General features: G+C 58.4%; 19 protein-coding genes and 1 pseudogene. 12 read left to right on the forward strand and 8 right to left on the reverse strand.

Going from position 1 to position 24,027, the window contains the following annotated elements; translation table 11 throughout:
• Positions 1-42: 42 nt before the first annotated feature.
• The gene (gene mglA, locus ABLV64_RS18115) at positions 43-1,563 is read left to right on the forward strand and encodes a galactose/methyl galactoside ABC transporter ATP-binding protein MglA (protein ID WP_004201625.1); all 1,521 of its coding nucleotides are present in this window, start codon (positions 43-45) and stop codon (positions 1,561-1,563) included.
• Between the two features lie 15 nt (positions 1,564-1,578).
• Entirely contained in the window at positions 1,579-2,589 is a 1,011-nt protein-coding gene (gene mglC, locus ABLV64_RS18120) for a galactose/methyl galactoside ABC transporter permease MglC (RefSeq protein WP_002912871.1), read from the forward strand.
• A 70-nt stretch (positions 2,590-2,659) separates the two neighbouring features.
• On the opposite strand, the gene sanA is transcribed toward mglC, so the two are convergent.
• The 4 genes from sanA to ABLV64_RS18140 all read right to left on the reverse strand — a co-directional run bounded on the left by sanA (position 2,660) and on the right by ABLV64_RS18140 (position 5,754).
• Entirely contained in the window at positions 2,660-3,376 is a 717-nt protein-coding gene (sanA, locus tag ABLV64_RS18125; protein ID WP_004201624.1) for an outer membrane permeability protein SanA, read from the reverse strand.
• A gap of 275 nt (positions 3,377-3,651) precedes the next feature.
• Positions 3,652-4,536 carry a cytidine deaminase gene (gene cdd / locus ABLV64_RS18130; RefSeq protein WP_004201623.1) on the reverse strand — a complete coding sequence of 295 codons (885 nt, stop codon included), beginning with the start codon at positions 4,534-4,536 and terminating at the stop codon, positions 3,652-3,654.
• A gap of 128 nt (positions 4,537-4,664) precedes the next feature.
• Positions 4,665-5,360, reverse strand: a complete 696-nt coding sequence (locus ABLV64_RS18135) for a CidB/LrgB family autolysis modulator (RefSeq protein WP_004201621.1) — start codon at positions 5,358-5,360, stop codon at positions 4,665-4,667.
• Entirely contained in the window at positions 5,350-5,754 is a 405-nt protein-coding gene (locus tag ABLV64_RS18140; RefSeq protein WP_004201620.1) for a CidA/LrgA family protein, read from the reverse strand. The genes ABLV64_RS18135 and ABLV64_RS18140 overlap by 11 nt, the downstream gene beginning before the upstream one ends.
• Before the next feature lie 357 nt (positions 5,755-6,111).
• Between ABLV64_RS18140 and dusC the strand changes: the two genes are divergently transcribed.
• The 5 genes and pseudogenes from dusC (at position 6,112) to ascB (ending at position 13,164) form a co-directional block, all read left to right on the forward strand.
• Positions 6,112-7,044 (forward strand): tRNA dihydrouridine(16) synthase DusC, encoded by a 933-nt coding sequence (gene dusC, locus ABLV64_RS18145; protein ID WP_004201619.1) that lies wholly within the window; start codon positions 6,112-6,114, stop codon positions 7,042-7,044.
• A gap of 356 nt (positions 7,045-7,400) precedes the next feature.
• Entirely contained in the window at positions 7,401-8,765 is a 1,365-nt protein-coding gene (locus tag ABLV64_RS18150) for a carbohydrate porin (RefSeq protein WP_004201617.1), read from the forward strand.
• A gap of 155 nt (positions 8,766-8,920) precedes the next feature.
• Positions 8,921-9,754, forward strand: coding sequence for a transcriptional antiterminator BglG (bglG, locus tag ABLV64_RS18155; protein ID WP_049115890.1), 834 nt, complete (start codon positions 8,921-8,923; stop codon positions 9,752-9,754).
• A 28-nt stretch (positions 9,755-9,782) separates the two neighbouring features.
• Positions 9,783-11,754: pseudogene (gene bglF / locus ABLV64_RS18160) on the forward strand (PTS beta-glucoside transporter subunit IIABC).
• A gap of 15 nt (positions 11,755-11,769) precedes the next feature.
• Positions 11,770-13,164 (forward strand): 6-phospho-beta-glucosidase, encoded by a 1,395-nt coding sequence (ascB, locus tag ABLV64_RS18165; protein ID WP_004201610.1) that lies wholly within the window; start codon positions 11,770-11,772, stop codon positions 13,162-13,164.
• A 33-nt stretch (positions 13,165-13,197) separates the two neighbouring features.
• Here ascB and ABLV64_RS18170 read toward each other — a convergent pair whose 3' ends face one another.
• Positions 13,198-13,932: a class I SAM-dependent methyltransferase gene (locus ABLV64_RS18170; RefSeq protein WP_004201609.1), complete on the reverse strand. Its 735-nt coding sequence runs from the start codon at positions 13,930-13,932 to the stop codon at positions 13,198-13,200.
• Between the two features lie 128 nt (positions 13,933-14,060).
• On the opposite strand from ABLV64_RS18170, the gene mdtQ reads away from it, so the two are divergent.
• Positions 14,061-15,500, forward strand: coding sequence for a multidrug resistance outer membrane protein MdtQ (gene mdtQ / locus ABLV64_RS18175; protein WP_032425764.1), 1,440 nt, complete (start codon positions 14,061-14,063; stop codon positions 15,498-15,500).
• 33 nt (positions 15,501-15,533) lie between these two features.
• Here the strand turns inward: mdtQ and ABLV64_RS18180 are convergent, their stop codons facing one another.
• Entirely contained in the window at positions 15,534-16,103 is a 570-nt protein-coding gene (locus ABLV64_RS18180; protein ID WP_117263296.1) for a DedA family protein, read from the reverse strand.
• Between the two features lie 153 nt (positions 16,104-16,256).
• On the opposite strand from ABLV64_RS18180, the gene ABLV64_RS18185 reads away from it, so the two are divergent.
• Both ABLV64_RS18185 and pbpG read left to right on the forward strand, forming a co-directional pair.
• Positions 16,257-16,844, forward strand: coding sequence for a Yip1 family protein (locus ABLV64_RS18185; protein ID WP_004201605.1), 588 nt, complete (start codon positions 16,257-16,259; stop codon positions 16,842-16,844).
• 188 nt (positions 16,845-17,032) lie between these two features.
• Positions 17,033-17,983: a D-alanyl-D-alanine endopeptidase gene (gene pbpG, locus ABLV64_RS18190; protein WP_074194143.1), complete on the forward strand. Its 951-nt coding sequence runs from the start codon at positions 17,033-17,035 to the stop codon at positions 17,981-17,983.
• 111 nt (positions 17,984-18,094) lie between these two features.
• Here pbpG and ABLV64_RS18195 read toward each other — a convergent pair whose 3' ends face one another.
• Positions 18,095-18,649 (reverse strand): GNAT family N-acetyltransferase, encoded by a 555-nt coding sequence (locus tag ABLV64_RS18195; RefSeq protein WP_002912829.1) that lies wholly within the window; start codon positions 18,647-18,649, stop codon positions 18,095-18,097.
• Between the two features lie 85 nt (positions 18,650-18,734).
• Positions 18,735-20,480, reverse strand: a complete 1,746-nt coding sequence (gene dld, locus ABLV64_RS18200; RefSeq protein WP_004201602.1) for a D-lactate dehydrogenase — start codon at positions 20,478-20,480, stop codon at positions 18,735-18,737.
• 194 nt (positions 20,481-20,674) lie between these two features.
• Here dld and bglX point away from each other — a divergent pair, with 194 nt between their 5' ends.
• Together bglX and ABLV64_RS18210 are read left to right on the forward strand one after the other, a co-directional pair.
• Positions 20,675-22,972: a beta-glucosidase BglX gene (gene bglX, locus ABLV64_RS18205; RefSeq protein WP_348843017.1), complete on the forward strand. Its 2,298-nt coding sequence runs from the start codon at positions 20,675-20,677 to the stop codon at positions 22,970-22,972.
• A 136-nt stretch (positions 22,973-23,108) separates the two neighbouring features.
• A complete protein-coding gene (locus ABLV64_RS18210) occupies positions 23,109-24,026 on the forward strand; it encodes an ABC transporter substrate-binding protein (RefSeq protein WP_348843016.1) in 918 nt (305 codons plus the stop codon).
• The last annotated feature ends 1 nt before the right edge of the window (position 24,027 follow it).

Below are 24,027 nucleotides of genomic sequence, written 5' to 3' on the forward strand. Positions count from 1 at the left end.
TTGCGCCGGACGGGGCGTGCATGAACGCAGCCAGGTATAACTATGGTCAGCAATAATAGCGAACGGTCAGGCGAATATTTGTTGGAGATGACCAACATCAACAAATCGTTTCCTGGCGTCAAGGCTCTTGATAATGTCAACCTGAAGGTTCGTCCGCACTCCATTCATGCGTTAATGGGTGAGAACGGCGCCGGTAAATCGACATTATTAAAATGCCTTTTTGGGATCTATCAAAAAGATTCCGGCAGCATTCTTTTTCAGGGAAAAGAGATCGATTTCCATTCGGCGAAAGAAGCCCTGGAAAACGGTATTTCGATGGTGCATCAGGAATTAAACCTGGTCTTACAGCGTTCGGTCATGGACAACATGTGGCTCGGCCGCTATCCCACCAAAGGCATGTTTGTCGATCAGGACAAAATGTACCGGGATACCAAGGCTATTTTTGATGAGCTGGATATTGATATCGATCCGCGCGCCCGCGTCGGGACTTTATCGGTATCTCAGATGCAGATGATTGAGATCGCGAAGGCGTTTTCCTATGACGCCAAAATCGTCATCATGGACGAGCCGACGTCATCGCTGACGGAGAAAGAGGTCAACCATCTGTTCAAGATCATCCGCAAGCTGAAAGATCGCGGCTGCGGTATCGTCTATATCTCGCACAAAATGGAAGAGATTTTCCAGCTGTGCGATGAAATTACCATCCTGCGCGACGGCCAGTGGATCGCTACCCAGCCGCTGGAAGGGCTGGATATGGACAAGATCATCGCCATGATGGTCGGGCGTTCGCTCAATCAGCGCTTCCCGGATCGTGAAAACACCCCGGGGGAAGTCATCCTCCAGGTGCGCAATCTCACCTCCCTGCGCCAGCCCTCCATTCGCGATGTCTCCTTCGACCTGCATAAGGGCGAAATTCTCGGTATCGCCGGTCTGGTGGGCGCGAAGCGTACCGACATCGTGGAGACCCTGTTCGGGATCCGTGAGAAGGCCAGCGGCACCATCACCCTGCACGGGAAGAAGATCAACAACCACAGCGCCAATGAGGCGATTAACCACGGTTTTGCGCTGGTAACCGAGGAGCGGCGCTCCACCGGAATTTACGCCTATCTGGACATCGGTTTTAACTCGCTGATCTCCAATATTAAGAAATATAAAAACAGCGTCGGCTTGCTGGATAACTCGCGGATGAAGAGCGATACCCAATGGGTGATTGACTCCATGCGCGTTAAAACCCCCGGCCAGCATACGCAGATTGGTTCGCTTTCCGGTGGTAACCAGCAAAAGGTCATTATTGGCCGCTGGCTGCTGACCCAGCCGGAGATCCTGATGCTGGACGAGCCGACGCGTGGTATCGACGTCGGCGCCAAATTCGAGATCTATCAGCTGATTGCCGAGCTGGCTAAAAAAGATAAAGGGATCATTATTATTTCTTCCGAAATGCCGGAACTGCTGGGGATTACCGACCGCATTCTGGTAATGAGCAACGGCCTGGTCGCGGGCATTGTTGAGACTAAAACCACCACGCAAAACGAAATACTGCGTCTTGCGTCATTGCACCTTTAAGATCAGGGGCTTCACATGAGTGCGTTAAATAAAAAGAGTTTTCTCACTTACCTGAAAGAGGGTGGGATATACGTCGTCCTTCTGGTCCTGTTGGCCATTATTATTTTCCAGGATCCGACATTTTTAAGTCTGCTCAACCTGAGTAATATTCTGACCCAGTCCTCGGTGCGTATTATTATTGCCCTCGGCGTGGCCGGACTGATCGTCACGCAGGGCACGGACCTCTCCGCCGGCCGTCAGGTGGGACTGGCGGCGGTGATTGCCGCGACCATGCTGCAGGCGGTGGATAATGCCAACAAGGTGTTCCCGGATATGGCGACCATGCCGATCCCGTTGGTCATCCTGCTGGTATGCGCCATCGGGGCGGTCATCGGCCTGATTAACGGGATCGTCATTGCCTATCTGAACGTAACGCCGTTTATTACCACTCTCGGGACCATGATCATCGTCTACGGCATTAACTCGCTGTACTACGATTTCGTGGGCGCGTCGCCGATCTCCGGCTTCGACAGTCACTTCTCCCATTTCGCGCAGGGGTTTGTGGCGCTGGGCTCGTTCCGCCTGTCCTACATTACCTTCTACGCGCTGATTGCCGTCTTCTTTGTCTGGATCCTATGGAACAAGACGCGCTTTGGCAAAAACATTTTCGCTATCGGCGGTAACCCGGAAGCGGCGAAAGTCTCCGGGGTTAACGTGGCGTTGAACCTGCTGATGATCTATGCCCTCTCCGGGGTGTTCTACGCCTTCGGCGGCCTGCTGGAAGCCGGTCGTATCGGCTCGGCGACCAATAACCTCGGCTTTATGTACGAACTGGACGCCATCGCCGCCTGCGTGGTGGGCGGTGTATCGTTCAGCGGCGGGGTAGGGACCGTATTCGGCGTGGTGACAGGGGTAATTATCTTCACCGTGATCAACTACGGCCTGACCTACATTGGCGTCAACCCTTACTGGCAGTACATCATCAAGGGGGCGATCATTATCTTCGCCGTGGCTCTGGATTCCCTGAAATACGCCCGTAAGAAGTAATTTTTGCCTGAGTAAAAACCCGCGCCTGGCGCGGGTTTTTTTATACCTGAAACGGATGCGATGATGGAGGCTACTTTTCTTTCTGCAGCTCCAGCAGCTGCTCCGGCGTGACCGCCGGGTAGGACTGGGCGTCATCCGGCACGTCGTGCTGCTGCGCCGGAATCGGGATTAAAGGGCCAAGGAAGCGCGGTTCCCGTTTGAAGATGTAGAGGTCCGCCAGCGCGCCAAAGCGGGCGCCGAATTCGCGCAGCCGCACGCTCCACATATCCTTCGGCGACGGCACCGCGTAGCACTGGGCCTGGATCCCCATATGCAGGGCGATAAACAACGCCCGTTCGCAGTGGAAGCGCTGGGTGATGATAATGAAGTCGTTGGTGTCGAACACTTTGCGGGTGCGGACGATCGAATCAAGCGTGCGGAAACCGGCATAGTCCAGCACGATATCCGCCGGATCGACGCCGCCTTTAATCAGGTCCCGGCGCATCGTCATCGGTTCATTGTAGCTTTGCAGGGCGTTATCCCCGCTCAGCAGCAGATAGTTGACCTTGCCGCTGTTGTAGGCGTTGAGCGCGCCCTGGATGCGGTAGCGGTAATACTGATTGATGACGCCGGTGCGGTAGTATTTAGCAGTGCCCAGCACCACGCCGACCTGGCGGTAGGGGAGGTCCTGCAGCTCGTCATAGATATAGGGCGCGGTTTTCCAGCTCATCCAACGGTCAAGACCCAGCACGGTCAACAGCAGCAGGCCGAGCAGGACTAACAGGCTGTAGAACACACGCTTTAACATGAACTTGGCTCAATAATAGACAACGGAGTCTTCAGGCTACTTTACCCGCCGGGTAAGCGCAAGAAACCCGCGTTTGATTGCGGGGATTTTCAGCAATATAGACAGATCGCCGAACGCAGGCCGGGTAAGGCGTGAGCCGACACCCGGCATAGGGATCTTCAGCTCGCCATGGCGCGAACCGTAGGTCGGGTAAGCGTAGCGCCACCCGACACCTAAGGGTATAAAAGGTCGGCCGGATAAGCCGAAGACGCCATCCGGCCGTCTGCGCAGGCGGATTAACCTAACAGCACGCGCTCGATATTGTGGCAGCCCAGCGCCTTCAGGGTGGCGACGGTGGCGTCCCACTGAATCAGCGCCGCATCGGCTTTCTCCGCCAGGATCGCCCGCTGGATGTCCGGATAATCATAGCCGTTGAGGCTGAGAAGATTCAGCGCCCCCTGCAGCGGCGGCAGCGTCGGGTTGAACGCCGCGTTTTCCGCATAGCTGCCGCTGAAAAGGGTGCCATCTTTCAGCTCCAGCGCCACGCCGGAAGGCGAATGGCTGTACGGCGCATGGCAGCGGTTAGCGGCCTCAATCGCCGCCTGCGTCAGGGCATCGCCGCTGACCGGGAAGCCGTGGTCCTGGTGGTCCATCAGCAGGGTTTTGATCTCCAGGTCTTTCGGGCCGAAGGCATCCGGCAGATAGTGCTGCAGAGCATGGGCTTCGCGACCGGGCAGATGAATGCGCAGCGCCAGTCCGCTGTTCAGTTCGTTCATAAACTGACGGCAATGGCCGCACGGCGTGTAGTTCACCGTGATAGCGCGCAGGGAGGTTTCACCGCGCAGCCAGGCGTGGCTGATGGCGCTCTGCTCCGCATGGACGGTCTGCTGCATGGTGGCGCCGAGAAACTCCATGTTGCCGCCAAAGTACCAGCGGCCGCTGACGCCGCGGGCGATAGCCCCGACGTTAAAGTGAGAAAGGTCGGCGCGCGCGCAGGCGGCGGCCAGCGGCAGTAGCGCAAAGGCCAGCGCGTCTTCGTCCAGACCTGTCGCCTGTTGCAGCGTCGCCACCTGATCGGCTTCGAGCAGCGCCGGGAAGTGCGGGTCGGCGAGCATCGGGGAGATGGCCGCCTGCAGGTCTGCTGCCAGGGTAGTCAAAGCAGCTTGAAAACGTGAGTGCATAGCGTTGCCTCATAACAGTGTAATGGGGAACCAGTGTACGGGCGTCAAGGGGTTTCAAATGTGATTTACATCCCATTGCTAATGCAACTTTTCATTGTTGCATTAATAAATGTGACTTGAATCACAATTTATCCCACCACCGCGAGGATCAGCGGGAATAAAAATGGCGCCATCAACGAGGTGATGATCCCGCACAGCACCAGCGCCAGCGAGCTGAACGCTCCTTCCTGATAGTCCAGTTCCGCACAGCGGGCGGTACCGAGGGCGTGCGAGGCGGTGCCCATCGACAGGCCACGCGATGCTTTGGTGCGAATACGCATCAGGTTGAGCAGCGTATGGCCGAATACCGCGCCAAGGATACCGACAAAAATCACGCACACGGCGCTGATGGCCGGGATGCCGCCGATACTGCCGCTCACCGCCATCGCAATCGGCGTGGTCACCGATTTGGGCAGAACAGAGGCGGCGATTTGCGGCGTGGCGCCCATCAGCAGGGCCACGGTGGTACCGGTGATCATCGCCACACAGCTGCCGATAAAGCAGATGGTGATGATCGATTTCCAGCGCGCGCGGATCTGGTGCAGCTGTTCATATAGCGGGAAGGCCAGCGCGACCACCGCCGGCTGCAGCAGATCGTTCAGGATCTTGCTGCCGGCAAAATAACGTTCATAGGAGATCCCGGTCAGCAGCAGAAAGGGAATGATCACCACCATCGCCACCAGCAGCGGGTTGAGCAGCGGGAATTTGAAGCGGGCCGCCAGTTTGCGGGCGAGGAAAAAGACGATCAGGGTAAGCGGTAGCGACCACCAGATTTCATGCATCATTTTTCTTTTCCTTTTGCCCAATCACTTTACGTTCGCCATGCACCAGATGGGAACTCCAGCTCACCACCACAAACACCACCAGCGTGCTGATGGCGCAGGAGATAACGACAGGCCCAAGCTGGGCGCGTAGCAGATCCCAGTACTGCATCACGCCGACGCCGATCGGCACGAACAGGAGCGCCATATAGCGGATCAGGATATTGCAGCCGGGGTTGACCCACTGCGGCGGCATGATTTGCAGCGCCAGCAGCACGAAGAGGATCAGCATGCCAATGATGCTGCCGGGGATGGTGATGGGCAGCAGCCCGGCGATAAATATTCCGGCGTACAAGCAGGCGTAAATCAGGACGAAAGCCCGCAGGTACTGCCAGATAATAGTCAGCGATTTACTCATGGTAATAACCCTTGATGAAGTTCATTCATCATACAATTAATCCCTAAAATGTGCTACCGATCACATCATGAATTCTATGCATAGCGCTGATAGCTTACGGGAACCATCGTCTCGCCCGTCAGAGTCCGAAGCCTTGCGGCTTAGACGGTTTCTCTCCCCACGCTACCTTGCTGGACGAGGCGCGGCAAATAAAGGTAAATGAGACGCCACAGGCCCCTGTAAAGCATAGAGATTATCTCGCCGTTTTGCCGCCTCGGGCGTCCGGGGACCGGAGTGCGCCGGGTCGGACGCATTGAGCGCTTTCAACCAACGCCCGGAGGCGCTACCATAGCGCCTCTTTTTTTTCCGGGTAACGATATGCGTGTACTACTGGCGCCGATGGAAGGCGTGCTCGATTCGCTGGTGCGCGAGCTGCTGACCGAGGTTAACGATTACGATCTGTGCATCACCGAATTTTTGCGCGTGGTGGACCAACTGCTGCCGGTCAAATCGTTCTACAGGCTGTGCCCGGAACTGCATCATCAAAGCCGCACCCCGTCCGGTACCCGCGTGCGCGTCCAGCTGCTGGGACAATATCCCGAGTGGCTGGCGGAAAACGCCGCCCGCGCGGTGGCGCTGGGTTCGTGGGGCGTTGATTTAAACTGCGGCTGTCCGTCGAAGCTGGTGAACGGCAGCGGCGGTGGGGCGACGCTACTGAAAGATCCAGAGCTGATCTATCGCGGCGCGAAAGCCATGCGCGAAGCGGTCCCTGCGGATTTACCGGTTACCGTCAAGGTGCGTCTCGGCTGGGATAGCGGCGAAAGGCGCTTTGAAATCGCCGACGCGGTGCAGCAGGCAGGGGCCAGCGAGCTGGTGGTCCATGGCCGCACCAAAGAAGATGGCTACAAAGCAGAGCGCATCAACTGGCAGGCCATCGGCGAGATCCGCCAGCGTCTGACTATTCCGGTGGTCGCCAACGGCGAGATCTGGGACTGGCAAAGCGCGCAGGACTGTATGGCCGTCACCGGCTGCGATTCGGTGATGATTGGCCGCGGGGCGCTCAACGTGCCGAACCTCAGCCGGGTGATCAAATACAACGAACCGCGCATGCCGTGGCCGCAGGTGGTTCAGCTGTTGCAAAAATATACCCGTCTGGAAAAGCAGGGCGATACCGGCCTGTATCATGTAGCGAGAATTAAGCAATGGTTAGGCTATTTACGCAAGGAATATACCGAGGCGCTGACGCTATTTAATGAAATTCGCGCCCTGCAAACCTCTGCTGAAATAGCGGCGGCGATCGCCCGCTATTAAGCGCCATATTGTTATTCGCTTCACATATTATTACTTGCATGCCTATTGATGATAGGCATGGGTTGAATAAAGTGATAATGTGCCGTCAATCAATTCAGGATTGCTACTGAACACAGGCAAAACCTAAGCACTTCCGTCATGCGTGGCGGCAAGTGCTTAGGTTTTTTTTTGGCAAAAATTTAACGGTGGGTAAATGATGACGTAAAACAAGAGGTTGTAATTAATCTTTTCTCTGGCTCGGTCGCGGTTTTATTACCGAAGGACGCCCCTTGCCATTCATTTTTTAAAAAAGAAAACAGGTAAATAAATAGCCTGGGGATCCCCTTTGTTTTTATTCAGTCACGGTGGAGATCACAATGTATAACAAAAAAATAAATCAGCTTTTTATCGGCGCGGCGCTGGCGACTATGGCGCCCGCCGTGAACGCGGCGCAAACCCCGGCGTGGAACGGCAGCGTGCTGGGGTTTGAAGCCGGACAGCCAGGGCTGCTGGGCGATATGCTGGGCATTCGTCCCATCCTTGAAGAGAACGGCTTTCATTATAATCTTGGCTATCTTAACGAGATGGCCTACAACGCCGGCGGCGGCTATAACCATGATAAACATCTGGCCTATATTGACCAGGTGTCATTGACCTTTACCCAGGATCTGGAGCGCTGGACCGGCATACCGGACGCGCGGCTTGAGGGTAATATCGTCAATCGCAACCATGATGATAACCTCACCACGAAACGGCTGCAGGATCCGCGGGTCAGCTTTAACGATCTGTCGCAGGAGAGCTGGGGCGGCGGGTCGATCACCCGTCTCGGCTGGCTGACCTTCGCCCGCAGCTTTGACGACCGTCGCCTGACCTGGCGTATCGGCATGATGAACAAGGTGCAAACCTTCGACCAAATCATTCCCTGCGATTTCCAGCTGCTGACCCAGTGCGGCGGCAAATCGGCCAACTCGCTGACGTGGAATAACTGGAACATCCACACCTGGGGCACCACCCTCGAGTACAAGCTGACGCCGACGGTCACCCTCAAAGGCGGGGTGATGGAGCAGAACCCGCAGGCCGCCTCGCGCAGCCACGCCTGGAGCTGGTCGACGAAGGGCAGCAAAGGCATTTTACTGCCAATGGAGATCGAAACCCGCCCGCTGATTAATGGCCTTCCGGGGGCCTATAACCTCGGTGTGGTCTGGACTAACGCGCCGCAAAGCGACCTCTATAGCGGCAAATCTGGGGGCGCCGGGGCGACGGACCCGCAAGGCTACGCCGAGCACGACAGCACCTGGTTTATGTACGCTGGCCTGAACCAGCAGATTACCCGCCATGCCGACGATCCGCTGCGGGGAATGAGCGTCTCGCTGAGCGGCAGCCTCAGCGACCAGCGCAGCAACTATATCCACTCCGCCGTCGCCGCCTCACTGCGCTACCGCGGGCTGTTTGACGCCCGTCCGGAGGACTGGATCGGCTTCGGCCTGACGTGGATCGACATGAGCAGCCACTACGCGCGCAATCAGCGCTATATGAACCAGCTCAGCGGCGCCACCGACTATAACGATCCGGCCTGGCAGCCGGTGGCAGGCCACTCGCTGAATGGCGAACTCTATTATCGCTTCCGCCCGGTCTCCTGGCTGGAGCTGCAGCCGGGCCTGCAGTACTGGCACCGTCCGGGCGGCGTTGCGCAGACCCAGGACGCGTGGGTGGTGGAGTGGAAAACCGTCGTGACCTTCTGATAGTCGCGATCTTTATCACGTTTTTTCACTTGTCAGGTTGAGCGCGCAGCAGAAGTTGTTACAGTGCTGGCGTTGGATTGCAACTGCTGCGGCAGGCAAAACCTGATTACCTGGCGTTTCGTCGGGGGTCAGGTTTTTTTGTTTCTGGGGTCAATATGCAAATCGCCAAAGTACTCAATAACAATGTGGTGGTGGTTCTTGACGAGCACCAGCGCGAACAGGTGGTGATGGGGCGAGGGCTGGCCTTTCAGAAACGCCCGGGCGACGCGCTGGACGACAGCAAAATTGAAAAAGTCTTCGCCTTACAAAGCGATGAACTGGTAGGCCGTCTGGGTGAGTTACTCAGTCAGATTCCGTTAGAAGTGATGACCACCTGCGATCGCATTATCGACCTGGCACGCGGGCGGTTGGGCAAGTTACAGGAAAGTTTGTACATCACGTTAACGGATCACTGTCACTTTGCTATCGAGCGGCAAAAAAAGGGCATCGCGCTGCGTAACGTACTGCTGTGGGAGATCAAGCGGCTCTATCCGAAGGAGTTCGCGCTGGGCCAGGAGGCAAGGGCCATCATTGCCAAAAGGCTAGGCGTGGCGCTGGCGGAGGATGAAGCCGGATTTATCGCCCTGCATCTGGTGACGGCGCAGCTCAACAGCGAAATGCCGGAGGTCATGCACGTGACCCGGGTGATGCAGGAGATCCTGCAGCTGGTGAAGTATCAGCTGCAGCTGAACTACGACGAGGAGTCGCTGAGCTATCAGCGTTTCGTCACCCACCTGAAGTTTTTCGCTCAGCGGATGCTGACCCGCACGGTGGTGGAAGATGACGACGTCTCGCTGCACAGCGCGGTGAAAGACAACTACGCCAAAGCGTGGAAGTGTGCGGAAACGGTGGCGACGCATCTGCAAAAGCAGTATCAGCGGGCGCTGACCACCGAAGAAATTATGTTTCTTGCCATTCATATTGAACGGGTAAGAAAAGAGGGACGCTAAGTCTCCCGACAAACTGGATTGTTACTGCATGATGCAGGCAAAACCTGAGCGCGACGCCTACCGGCGTGGTTCTCGGGTTTTTTTTATTTTTACTACTCAGTCGCCGGTTGTCTGCGGGCAGCGGCAGTAAGGAAAAGAGCATGGAATATAAAGCACTCGCGCAGGATATTCTCAACCGCGTCGGCGGCAAAGAGAACATTGTGAGTCTGGTTCACTGTGCGACACGTCTGCGTTTTAAACTGAAAGATAACGGCAAAGCCGATGCCGAAGGGCTGAAGGCGAATCCGGGCGTCATTATGGTGGTGGAGAGCGGCGGCCAGTTTCAGGTGGTGATTGGCAACCACGTCCACGACGTCTGGCAGGCGGTGCGCCAGGAGGCTGGGCTGAGCGATGACAGCGAGCCGACGGCGGAAAGCGTTGAAAAAGGGTCGCTGCTGGGGCAGATCATCGATGTCGTGTCGGGGATATTCACGCCGTTTATCGGCGTGCTGGCAGCCTCTGGTATCCTCAAAGGAATGCTGGCGCTGGCGGTCGTCTGCGGTTGGCTGACCCCGCAACAGGGAACCTATAAAATCTGGTTTGCCGCCAGCGACGCGCTGTTCTTTTTCTTCCCGCTGTTTCTCGGTTACACCGCCGGTAAAAAATTTGGCGGTAACCCGTTTGTCTCAATGGTGATCGGTGGAGCGTTAACCCACCCACTGATGATTCAGGCCTTTGAGGCCAGCCAGGCGCCGGGCGCGGCGGTGGAGCACTTTCTCGGCATCCCGGTGACCTTTATCAATTACAGCTCATCGGTGATCCCGATTATTCTCGCTTCATGGGTCTGCTGCTGGCTGGAGCGCAAGAGCAACGCGCTGCTGCCGTCATCGATGAAAAACTTTTTTACCCCGGCGATTTGTCTCGCCGTTGTGGTTCCGCTGACGTTTCTGCTGATTGGTCCTCTGGCGACCTGGCTCAGTCATCTGTTGGCCCAGGGGTATCAGATTATCTACGCGGTGGCGCCGTGGCTGGCGGGAGCGGCGATGGGCGCGCTGTGGCAGGTTTGTGTGATCTTCGGCCTGCATTGGGGGCTGATTCCGCTGATGATTAACAATCTGACGGTGCTTGGCCATGATTCCATGCTGCCCATGCTGTTGCCGGCCGTGATGGGACAGGTCGGCGCGGTGCTGGGTATTTTGCTGAAAACCCGCGACGCCCGCCAGAAAGTGCTGGCCGGCTCTGCGTTTTCAGCGGGCATCTTCGGCATTACCGAGCCGGCTATCTATGGCTTAACATTGCCGCTGCGCCGGCCGTTTATCTTCGGCTGCGTGGCGGGCGCCATTGGCGGCGCGATTGTGGGCTTCAGTAACGCTCACGTCTATTCATTCGGTTTCGGGAACATTTTTACTGTCGCACAAATGATCCCGCCCCAAGGGCTTGATAGCACCGTTTGGGGCGGCGTAGTGGGTATCTTCGCGGCATTGATTATCTCCTGTGGTTTAACTTTCTTCGCCGGCCTGCCGCGCGCCAGCGCCGCGCCGGGCGCCGTGGCGGTAGCGCCGGTCTCGGCAAATGACATCCTGGCGCCGATGAGCGGCAGCGTCATCGCCCTCGATCAGGTGCCGGACAGCACCTTCGCCAGCGGCCTGTTGGGAAAAGGAGTCGCCATTATCCCGGCGGTGGGCAAAGTCATCGCCCCATTCCCGGGCGAAGTGGCTTCCCTGTTTCAGACTAAACACGCCATCGGCCTGCAGAGCGACAGCGGCATCGAGCTGCTGATCCACGTTGGCATCGACACGGTCAAACTCGATGGCGTGCCGTTTACCGCGCATGTGAAAGAGGGCGACAGGGTACAGGCCGGCGATCTGCTGATTGAGTTCGATCGTCAGGCGATTCTGGACGCCGGTTACGACCTGGCGACCCCGATTATTATCAGCAACAGCGATGACTATCGTGAGATCGACACGGTGGCGCCCAGCGCCGTCGAAGCCGGTCAGCCGTTGTTGTCAGTCAGCCATTAATCACAGGAGAGAGAGATGAAAACATTCCCGACAGATTTTTTATGGGGCGGCGCGACCGCGGCGAATCAGGTGGAAGGGGCGTACCTGGAAGATGGCAAAGGGTTATCCACCTCCGATGTGCAGCCGCACGGCGTCTTCGGCGAAGTGGTCGAGCGCGTACCCGGCGACAGCGGCATAAAGGATGTGGCGATCGATTTTTACCATCGCTACCCGGAAGATATCGCCCTGTTCGCTGAGATGGGCTTTAACTGCCTGCGGGTCTCCATCGCCTGGACGCGCATCTACCCCAACGGCGACGACGCCGAGCCGAACGAAGCCGGACTCGCCTTCTACGACAAATTGTTCGACGAGATGGCGAAGCACAACATCACTCCGCTGGTGACGCTGTCGCATTATGAAATGCCATGGGCGCTGGTGAAAAATTACGGCGGCTGGGGCAGCCGGCAGGTGATTGGCTTCTTTGAGCGCTACGCCCGGACGGTGTTCAGCCGTTATAAAAACAAAGTCAAACTGTGGCTGACCTTTAACGAAATCAATATGTCGCTGCATGCCCCGATGACCGGCGTCGGCTTGCCGGCCGGCAGCAGTAAAGGCGAGGTGTATCAGGCCATTCATCACCAGCTGGTGGCCAGCGCTCTGGCGGTCAAAGCCTGTCATGAGCTGGTGCCCGAGGGCAAAATCGGCAATATGCTGCTCGGCGGGCTGATGTATCCCCTGAGCTGCAAACCGGAAGATGTGTTTGCGACGCTGCAGGAGAACCGCAGCTGGCAGTTCTTCGGCGACGTGCAGGCGCGCGGGGCGTACCCGGGCTATATGCAGCGCTTTTTCCGCGACAACGGCATCACGCTCGACATCACCGAGGCCGATCGCGAAACGCTGAAAACCACCGTCGATTTTATCTCCTTCAGCTACTACATGACCGGGTGCGTCACCGCCGATGAGGCGCTGAACCAGCAGGCGCGCGGCAATATTCTCAGCATGGTGCCGAACCCGCACCTGGCGAGCTCGGAGTGGGGCTGGCAGATAGACCCCCTCGGCCTGCGTACGCTGCTGAACGTGCTGTGGGATCGCTATCAGAAGCCGCTGTTTATCGTGGAAAACGGTCTGGGCGCCAAAGATAAGGTGGAAGCCGACGGCAGCATTAATGATGACTACCGCATCAGCTACCTGAACGACCACCTGGTGCAGGCGCGGGAAGCCATTGACGATGGCGTTGAGCTGATGGGCTTTACCAGCTGGGGGCCGATTGACCTGGTGAGCGCCTCGAAGGCGGAGCTGTCGAAGCGCTACGGCTTTATCTATGTTGACCGCCATGATGACGGCACCGGCACCCTGGCACGCAGTAAGAAGAAGAGCTTTGACTGGTATAAAGAGGTGATTGCCAGCCGCGGCGCCAGCCTGAAAGCGTAATACTTCCCCGCCCGGCCATCGCCGGGCGAGGGATCAGCCCGGTTTACGCGCGCGCAGTAAAAAGATCATCGGACGCTCTTTCTCTTCATCCAGGGCGGGCTGTTGAGCAATCTGTTCGGCGCTCGGACCCCACTCATCCAGCTGCTCCAGCACAAAACCAGCGGCGATAAGCGCGTTTACCCAGCTTGAGAGTTTGCGGTGCTGTTTAATGACGCCCTCGGCAAACCAGTTGCTTACGCGCTCGCCCTCCTGCTGATAGTGGCTGACCGGCCAGCTTTTTTGCCCCTGCTCATTCACCTGCCATCCCTGCTGCAGCGGCGCGGTATAGATGGGATGTTCCGCGGAAAAGACCAGGATGCCGCCAGGGACCAGCGCCTGCTGCAGGGCGGTGAAGAGCGGGGCGATGTCTGGTAAGTAATGGAGCGCCAGTGAGCTGTAGACCAGATCGCAGCTGTTGGCGGGCAACGTCAGGGTTTGCAGATCGGCGCAGCGGTAGTCAATCTCATCCCCGCGGGTCATCTCTCGCGCCTGCGCCAGCATACGTCGGGAGATATCAAAACCAATTATCTGGCTGGCTCCCTGCTGCTGCGCCCAGCGGCAAAACCAGCCGTAGCCACAACCGAGATCCACCACCCGCAAACCGGTTACTGGCGGCAGCATTGCCTGCAGCGATGGCCACTCTGGTGCACCCTCCAGTCCCTTCACCGAGCGATCGAGGGTCGCATAGCCGGCAAAGAACTGCGGGTCGTCATAAATATTCTGACTCATATTCATCCCTTGAATTGATAAGGTTGTTTATTTTTAGCTAACTAATAATTTAGTCACACGCTTTACTAAACGCGTTTAATTCAATTAATTTATGATAACCAACCTGATTACGTTATCTGACCTGTTAAATGAAATTGATATTAAAAAATAGCGTGCTGGCGGCGTTGCCCCTGGCCATCGCGCTGGCTGGCTGCGCGCCTTCTCATGAGGTCGCTAATCCGCCGCAGCAGCAAATTCCGGCTTCCCACGTTTCCATGGATCTTCCCGCCGCCGTCCAAAATGGCTGGCCACACACCGACTGGTGGAAAGACTACCACGATGCCCAACTGGATAATCTGATTCAGCGCGCACTCGCCAACGCGCCGGACATGCAGATTGCCGAACAGCGCATCAGGCTTGCTGAAGCGCAGGCGCGAATGTCGCAGGCGAATCTTGGCCCGGAGATGGATTTCTCCGCCGATATCGAACGGCAGAAAATGTCCGCTGAAGGCCTGATGGGGCCGTTCGCCACCGATACCGACGGCAATACCGGCCCGTGGTACACCAATGGCACCTTCGGCCTGACTGCCGGCTGGGATCTCGATCTGTGGGGCAAAAACCGCGCGCTGGTGAAAGCGCGCATCGGCGAGCTGAAAGCCCAGGTGGCCGAGCAGGCCCAGACCCGCGAGCTGCTCTCCGGCAGCGTGGCGCGCCTGTACTGGCAGTGGCAGACGGAAGCGGCGATCAAAGCGGTGCTGCAGCAGGTGAAAAACGAGCAAAATAATATCGTGACGGTCGACAAGGCCCTGTATCAGCGCGGGATCACCAACTCCGCCGAAGGGGCGGAGAACGATATTAACGTCAGCAAAACCGACCAGCAGCTGGCGGACGTGGCGGGCACGATGAAAGAGATTGAAGCGCGGCTGATGGCCCTGACCAACAGCCAGAGCCAGTCGCTAAACCTCAAACCCGCCAGCCTGCCGACGGTCAGCGCGCAGCTGCCGGATACCCTCGGCTATGAGCTGCTGGCGCGCCGCCCGGATCTGCAGGTCGCTCACTGGTATATCGAGGCGTCGCTGAGCGAAGTGGACGCGGCGAAGGCGGCGTTTTATCCGGACATCAACCTGATGGCTTTCCTGCAGCAGGATGCCCTGCACTTAAGCGATCTTTTCCGCCATTCGGCGCAGCAGATGGGCGTCACCGCCGGACTGACGCTGCCGATCTTCGACAGCGGTCGTCTCAATGCTAATCTGGATATCGCCAGCGCGCAGAACAGCCTGTCCATCGCCCAATACAACAAAGCGGTGGTGGACGCCGTCAACCAGGTGGCGAAAACCGCCAGCCAGGTTGAGACGCTGATGGCCAAAAGCCAACAGCAGCAGCAGGTTGAAAAAGACGCCCAGCGGGTGGTGGATCTGGCGCAGGCCCGAATGGCGGCGGGGATCCTGCCCGGCTCCAGGGTGAGCCTGGCGAAACTCCCGGCGCTGCAGGAGCGTATCACCGCCTTGCGCCTGCACGGCCAGTGGATTGACGCCAGCATTCAGCTGACCTCAGCCCTTGGCGGCGGCTACCATCAGACGGTGAAGTAACCGCCAACCACGGTGCGCCCGCGGGCGCGCCGCTCAGTCTTTCTTCTTACTCTCGCGCCGCCTGAGCCACCAGTGGGCGGCCACAACCACCAGCACCGCGAGGATCAGCCAGATCCAATGCTTCAGATGGGCGTCCAGATGGTGCAGCCACGGGCCGACCACCTCGCCGCCAAGATAGCCTATGGTGGTAAACAGCAGGGCCCACACCAGCGCTCCGACAATATTCAGCGGCAGGAAAATGCGCGGCGGCAGGCGGCTGGCGCCGATCAGCAGGGGGCCGATCACCCGGAAGCCGTACATAAAGCGGGTGCCGATGACAAACAGCCACGGCCGGTGCTGGATCATGCGCTGCGCTTTCCGGATCCGCGCTTTCTGGCTGGCGAAACGGCGCAGAATGCGCCCGCCGAAGCGGCGACCAAGCAGATAGAGCATCTGATCGCCAATCATCCCGCCGAGGGCGACGGCGATCACCACCAGGGGAAACTTCAGTAGCCCCTGATGCGCTGCGACGCCGCCCAGCAGGGTAATGGTCTCACCTTCCGCCATGCTGCCGACGATCAGCGCCGCGTAGCCATACTGGGAAATCAGGTGATTGATATCCATAAACAGCTTTTCTCCTTACCTCTTCACCTCTTAATCATACACCCTGCTGACCAAAACGCGGCGAGGCAGATTTTTTGCGCTGTACACAAAATAATCTACAGGGTGAATTATACTTGGATCAGTGCAGTACGAAGCCGTGACAAGGGGGACGCTATGAACCATGTCTGGGGGCTCTTCGCTCATCCCAACCGGGAGATGAGCGTGATTAAGAGCGAGAATGAAACCATTTCTCATCACTATACGCACCATGTGCTGCTGATGGCGGCGGTTCCGGTGGTTTGCGCCTTTATCGGCACCACGCAGTTGGGCTGGAACTTCGGCGACGGCACTATTATTAAACTGTCGATGTTGACCGGGCTGGCGCTGGCGGTGCTGTTTTATGCCGTGATGCTCGCCGGGGTGGCGATCATGGGGCGGGTCATCTGGTGGATGGCCAGGCAGTATCCACAGCAGCCTTCCCTGAAACGCTGCATGGTATTTGCCGGCTATGTGGCCACACCGCTGTTCCTGAGCGGGATTGTGGCGCTCTATCCGCTGGTCTGGCTATGCGCGCTGATCGGTACCATTGCCCTGTTCTATACTGGCTATCTGCTCTATCTCGGGATCCCGACCTTCCTGAGCATTAACCGGGAAGAGGGGCTCAGTTTCGCCAGCTCAACCCTGGCCATCGGGGTGCTGGTGCTGGAAGTCCTGCTGGCGATCACCGTGGTGCTGTGGGGGTATGGCTACCGACTCTTCTGATCGGACGTAACGGGTCAATATGCATTGCCGGCAAATATGTATTTTATGTCGGCAATGCAGCATTTCTTCACGATTCTTATTAGGCACAGGGCCTTACAGCGCGGTATGATGGCGTTTGCCAGCGAAGTTGCCCACTTAACCTCGCGGCGTACGTTGCATAACGTGCAAAAATACTTTTCAGAATGCCCATGATGCCGAAATTTCGAGTCTCTTTGCTCAGCCTGACCTTGCTGCTGGCTGTGCCTTTTGCGCCCCAGGCGTTAGCAAAAACCCCGATGGCGGTGACCGCCTCGCAGCCGGACATCGCTTCCGGCAGCGCCATGATCGTCGATCTGGCCACCAAAAAAATCATCTACGCCAGCCAGCCGGATCTGGTGCGCCCGATGGCGTCGATCACCAAGGTGATGACCGCCATGGTGGTGCTCGATGCCCATCTGCCGCTGGATGAGATGCTGACGGTGGATATCAGCCATACCCCGGAAATGAAGGGGATTTACTCGCGCGTGCGTCTCAACAGCCAAATCAGCCGCCGCGATATGCTGCTGCTGGCGCTGATGTCTTCCGAGAACCGTGCGGCCGCCAGCCTGGCGCATCACTATCCGGGCGGCTACGACGCCTTTATTCGCGCGATGAACGCCAAAGCGCAGGCGCTGGGGATGACCCATACCCGCTACGTGGAGCCCACCGGACTGTCGGTGCATAACGTCTCCACCGCCCGCGATCTGACCAAACTGCTGATCGCCAGCGAGCAGTACCCGCTGATCGGCCAGCTGAGCACCACCAAAGAAGAGACCGCCACCTTTGCCCATCCGGCCTACAGCCTGCCGTTCCGCAACACTAACCATCTGGTGTATCGCGACAACTGGAACATCCAGCTGACCAAAACCGGCTTCACCAACGCCGCCGGCCACTGCCTGATTATGCGCACGGTGATCAACCAACGCCCGGTGGCGCTGGTGGTGATGGATGCCTTCGGCAAATATACCCACTTTGCCGACGCCAGCCGTTTGCGCACGTGGATCGAGACCGGGAAGGTGATGCCGGTGCCGGCTTCGGCGCTGAGCTATAAGAAGCAGCGCGAAGCGCAGATGGCGGAGGCGATGCTGAAAGGCGGCGCCCAGACCGCGCAGAACGATTAATCTGCACATCCCCCGGATGGCGGCTGACGCCTTAGCCGGCCTGGGGAACCGCGCTGAACGGTAGCCCGGCTGAGGCGTTTACGCCGCGAGCCGGGGATTTGACGCCGAATATTACTCCGGGAGCGTCCAGTCGCCGTCACCCAGCGCGCGCTGCATAATCAACGTATCCCGCCAGTCGCCCATCTTATAGCCGACGCTGCGCAGCTGACCCGCCACGGTAAAACCGAACTTTTTATGGATCGCCAGCGAGCCGGCATTGTTATGGCCATCGCCGATGATCGCCAGCATCTGCCGCCACGGGCCTTTCTCGCATTCGGCGATCAGCCGCGACAGCAGCGCGCTGCCGATGCCGCGCCCGCCCATTCCGGACTCCACGTAGATGGATTCCTCGAGGGTATAGCGATAGGCCGGGCGCGGGCGATAGAAAGTGGCGTAGCAGTAGCCGACGATAGCCCCGCGCCACAGCGCGACCAGCCAGGGCAGCCCGTTATCGCGCACGGTCTGGATCCGTTTACGCATTTCGTCAACGGTGGGGGGGATCTCTTCGAAGGAGGCGCGGCCATTAAGCACGTGCCAGACATACAGCGCGGCGATGGCGTGCGCATCGTCGGGCAGCGCTTCACGAATTTCTAAATCACTGTCGAGTAACGGGGCCTCTGCGGGCATGGCGGCGCTCCTGAATCTGCCGGAGAGACATTCTCCGGCGTGCAGCGTAATACAGAAGCGCCAGGCTGAATAGTCCTGCCGCCGATTATTGCGGATCCGCCGGGGAGACCGGCGCCGGGGCCGCTTCACCCCAATATTTCTGCTTACTGGTTTTACCAATCCCCGGGTTCATGCTGTTGGTCGGATCGTTCTGGCGATAGAACTGCTGCAGGCTCTCCGGCGCTTCATACAGATGACCCACGTTATGCTCCGCCGGGTACTGGGCGCCGCGCGCTTTCAGCAACTCCAGCATCTGCTCCTTCAGCGCATGGGCATCGACCCCTTTCTTGACGATGTAATCCTGATGGAACACATGACACATAAAGTGGCCATAGTAGAGCTTGTGCACCAGCTGGCTGTCGATCTCCGGCGGCAGATGTTCGAACCACTCGGTATCGTTGCGGCGCAGGGCGATATCCAGCGCCAGAATATCTTCGACTTCGTCGGCATGCACCGCCTGATAGCGGATCGCCGCGCCGGCGGCGGCAAAGCGGTGGAGGAATGCCTTGCTGCCTTCTTCTGGCGTACAGGCGAAGAAATCTCCCTCGGCCTGCTGGAAGTATTCCGTCAGCCAGCGCTGTGCTTCTTCGATGCCGTCGCCGGCCATCTTCAGCAGCAGATGGTGTTCATATTTGTCGCGCCAGGTTTTCATCCGCTCCGGTAAATGCGCCGGGAAGACGTGGCCGAGCTTCTGCATAAAGCGGTCGGTAAAGTGCGGTTTAAACAGCGACACTTTCTCCAGCATCGCGTCGGTGCGCCCCTTCATGGTGAAGAAGAACGGCATTTTGTCGGTGCCGAGCTTGTCGATCATCAGGAAGGTGTCTTTGCCATACTTCTCGGCGATATCGTAAATATCGCGGTGCATATATTCCCCGGCCACCGGCAGATGCTGGAACTCGGCGAGGATATGGCGGCGGATCTCGGTCAATACCTGCGGCTGGTTGGTGCCAATGTAAAACACCTGCTGGCGCTTTTCCGCCGGGAAGGTATCGAGACGCACGGCGAAAACCGCCAGCTTGCCGGCGCAGCCGGAGGATTCGAACAGGCGGTCCGGGTCGGCGTTGTAGCGCGCCGGGGTGTCGGCATCGACATCGCGCACGCGGGTAACATAATCGTGATCGTGGGCGTGGCGGCCATCGTGCAGCACATCGCTATCGCTGATCCGCTCGTCGTCGAGTCGGCTGAGGATCTGCTCCGGCGTACTGCCGAGATCGATGCCCAGATGGTTGACCAGCTTCAGCTTGCCGTCGGCGTCAATCTGTGCGAACAGCGACATCTCGGTGTAGGCCGGCCCGCGCTGCACCAGGGAACCGCCGGAGTTGTTGCAGATCCCGCCGATCACCGACGCGCCGATGCACGATGAGCCGATCACTGAGTGCGGCTCGCGCCCCAGCGGTTTCAGCGCTTTTTCCAGTGAGTAGAGCGTGGTGCCGGGCCAGGCCAGCACCTGCTCGCCTTTGTCCAGCAGATGCAGTTTATCCAGGCGCAGGGTGCTGATAATCACGATCTCGCGATCGTAATCATTGCCGTTGGGGGTGGAGCCTTCGGTCAGGCCGGTGTTGGCCGCCTGCATCAGAATGATTTTATCGGCGTCGACGCAGGCGTTGAGCACGCGCCAGAGTTCCAAAAGGGTGCCGGGAAAGACAACCGCCAGCGCCTCGCCCTGACCGGAGCGGAAGCCTTTGCGGTAGCGCTGGGTTTTTGCCGGGTCGGTCAGCAGATGCGAAGGGCCAACCAGGCGCGCGAGGTCAGCCAGAAACGTTTTATTGGTGTTAGTGGGTGCAGATGACATGTTCCACTCCTTGTGGTGGTGCGCGAAATATCGAGGATAAGCATAGCGCTTTGTATGACAATTTGATGCATGAATGTTTCGCAAAAATCAGAGAAGAACCTTAGCATTCTGCGGGCGCGTTGTTTATATATATGGCAAACTGCGGTTTTTATTATGTTTTACCGAGTCCCCGTCTGAGAAAAAGCGAGATAACAATGAAATGGCTCTGCACTGTAGGCGTCGCCGTGAGTCTGGCGCTGCAACCCGCGCTGGCGGATGAACTGTTTGGTAACCACCCCCTGACCCCGCAGGCGCGGGATGCCTTTGTCACCGACCTGCTGAAAAAAATGACCGTAGACGAGAAAATCGGCCAGCTGCGTCTGATAAGCGTCGGCCCGGATAACCCCAAAGAGGCGATCCGTGAAATGATCAAAAACGGTCAGGTGGGGGCGATTTTTAACACCGTCACCCGCCCGGATATCCGCGTGATGCAGGATCAGGTGATGCAGCTTAGCCGCCTGAAGATCCCGCTGTTCTTTGCCTACGATGTGCTGCACGGCCAGCGTACCGTGTTCCCGATAAGCCTCGGCCTGGCCTCGTCGTTTAACCTTGACGCAGTGAAGACCGTGGGCCGCGTGTCAGCTTATGAAGCTGCCGATGACGGGCTGAATATGACCTGGGCGCCGATGGTCGACGTCTCCCGCGACCCGCGCTGGGGACGCGCTTCCGAAGGGTTCGGGGAAGACACCTATCTGACCACGATGATGGGCCAGGCGATGGTGGAGTCGATGCAGGGTAAGAGCCCGGCGGACCGCTATTCGGTGATGACCAGCGTCAAGCACTTCGCCGCCTACGGCGCGGTGGAGGGCGGGAAAGAGTACAACACGGTCGACATGAGCCCGCAGCGCCTGTTCAACGACTATATGCCGCCGTATAAAGCCGGGCTGGATGCCGGCAGCGGCGCGGTGATGGTGGCCCTGAACTCGCTGAACGGCACCCCGGCGACCGCCGATTCCTGGCTGCTGAAAGATGTCCTGCGCGACCAGTGGGGCTTTAAAGGCATCACGGTCTCCGACCACGGCGCCATTAAAGAGCTGATCAAGCACGGCGTGGCCTCCGACCCGGAAGACGCGGTGCGCGTGGCGCTCAAGTCCGGCATCAACATGAGCATGAGCGACGAGTATTACAGCAAGTACCTGCCGGGGCTGGTGAAGTCCGGCAAGGTGACCATGGCCGAGCTGGATGACGCCACCCGTCACGTGCTTAACGTCAAATATGATATGGGGCTGTTCAACGATCCGTACAGCCACCTGGGGCCAAAAGATTCTGACCCGCAGGACACCAACGCAGAAAGCCGTCTGCATCGTAAAGAGGCGCGGGAAGTCGCCTGCGAGAGCCTGGTGCTGCTGAAAAACCGGCTTGATACGCTGCCGCTGAAAAAATCCGGCACTATCGCGGTGGTGGGCGCGCTGGCGGACAGCAAACGCGACATGATGGGCAGCTGGTCGGCAGCGGGCGTGGCCGACCAGTCGGTGACCGTCCTGACCGGCATCAAAGAAGCGCTGGGCGATAACGGCAAAGTGATTTACGCCAAAGGGGCGAACGTTACCGACGACAAAGGCATTGTCGATTTCCTTAACCTGTATGAGAACGCGGTGCAGGTTGACCCGCGCTCGCCGCAGGAAATGATCGACGAAGCCGTCGCGGCGGCGAAGCAATCCGACGTGGTGGTTGCCGTAGTGGGCGAGGCGCAGGGCATGGCCCATGAGGCCTCCAGCCGGACCGACATCACCCTGCCGCAGAGCCAGCGCAACCTGATTGCCGCCCTCAAGGCCACCGGCAAACCGCTGGTGCTGGTGCTGATGAACGGCCGTCCGCTGGCGCTGGTGAAAGAGGATCAGCAAGCCGATGCGCTGCTGGAGACCTGGTTTGCCGGCACCGAAGGCGGGCATGCCATCGCCGACGTGCTGTTTGGCGACTATAACCCGTCGGGCAAGCTGCCGATGTCCTTCCCGCGCTCGGTGGGGCAGATCCCAACCTACTACAGCCACCTGAATACCGGTCGTCCGTATAATCCGGAGAAGCCGAACAAGTACACCTCGCGCTACTTCGATGAAGCCAACGGCCCGCTGTACCCGTTTGGCTACGGCCTGAGCTATACCACCTTTAGCGTCTCCGATGTCACCATGTCGTCGGCCATGCTGCCGCGCGACGGCAGCGTGACCGCCAGCGTGCAGGTGACCAATACCGGCAAACGCGAAGGGGCGACGGTCATTCAGCTGTATCTGCAGGACGTCACCGCCTCCATGAGCCGGCCGGTAAAAATGCTGCGCGGCTTTAAAAAGGTCAACCTCAAGCCGGGCGAAACGCAAACCGTCAGCTTCCCGATCGACGTCGACGCGCTGAAGTTCTGGAACCAGCAGATGAAATACGTCGCTGAGCCGGGCAAATTCAATGTCTTTATCGGCGTGGACTCCGCCCGCGTGAAGCAGAGCGAGTTTGAGCTGTTGTAAGATATAGCCCTTAAGCCCAACGTCACACTTAAAAGGCCGATTAATCGGCCTTTTCTTTTTCGTATCGCTGGCAAATGGACTACGCTTTTCTCTTAAGCTTCTGTAAGCGAAGCGCAAAAGAACTGAGGGATGCGGGATGAAGATGGCGACGAAATGGTCCGGCGCGCTGGCGCTGGCCGCCCTGATAAGTGTGCCGCTGCAGGCGGCGGAGCCGGTGAAGGTCGGCTCGAAAATTGATACCGAAGGGGCGCTGCTCGGTAATATGATCCAGCAGGTGCTGGAAAGCCACGGCGTCAAAACGATTAACAAAATCCAGCTCGGCACCACGCCGGTGGTGCGCGGGGCGATTGTCGCCGGCGAGCTGGATATCTACCCGGAATATACCGGCAATGGCGCTTTTTTCTTTAAAGATGAAAACGACCCGGCGTGGAAGAATGCCCAGCAGGGCTATGAGAAGGTGAAGCGCCTGGATCAGGAGAAACATCAGCTGGTATGGCTTACCCCGGCGCCGGCTAACAACACCTGGACCATCGCCGTGCGTCAGGAGCTGGCGGAGAAAAATCACCTGACTTCGCTGGCCGACCTCAGCCGCTATCTGCAGCAGGGCGGCGAATTTAAGCTGGCGGCCTCGGCGGAGTTTATTGAACGCCCGGACGCGCTGCCGGCGTTTGAAAAAGCGTATGACTTCAAACTTAACCAGAACCAGCTGCTGTCGCTGGCCGGGGGCGATACGGCGGTGACCATCAAAGCGGCGGCGCAGCAGACCTCCGGCGTCAACGCGGCGATGGCCTACGGCACCGACGGCCCGGTGGCGGCCCTGGGATTACAGACGCTGAGCGACCCGCAGGGCGTGCAGCCGATTTACGCCCCAACGCCGGTGGTGCGCGAGACGGTGCTGAAAGCCTACCCGCAGATCGCCGACTGGCTGAAGCCGGTCTTCGCCAGCCTCAATGAAAAGACCCTGCAGCAGCTCAACGCCCGCATCGCAGTGGAAGGCCAGGATGCGAAGCGCGTGGCGGCAGATTATCTGCAGCAGAAAGGCCTGCTGAAGTAAG

The organism is Klebsiella sp. JB_Kp031 (genome assembly GCF_040064295.1).
In the GTDB taxonomy this organism is placed as follows: domain Bacteria; phylum Pseudomonadota; class Gammaproteobacteria; order Enterobacterales; family Enterobacteriaceae; genus Klebsiella; species Klebsiella quasipneumoniae.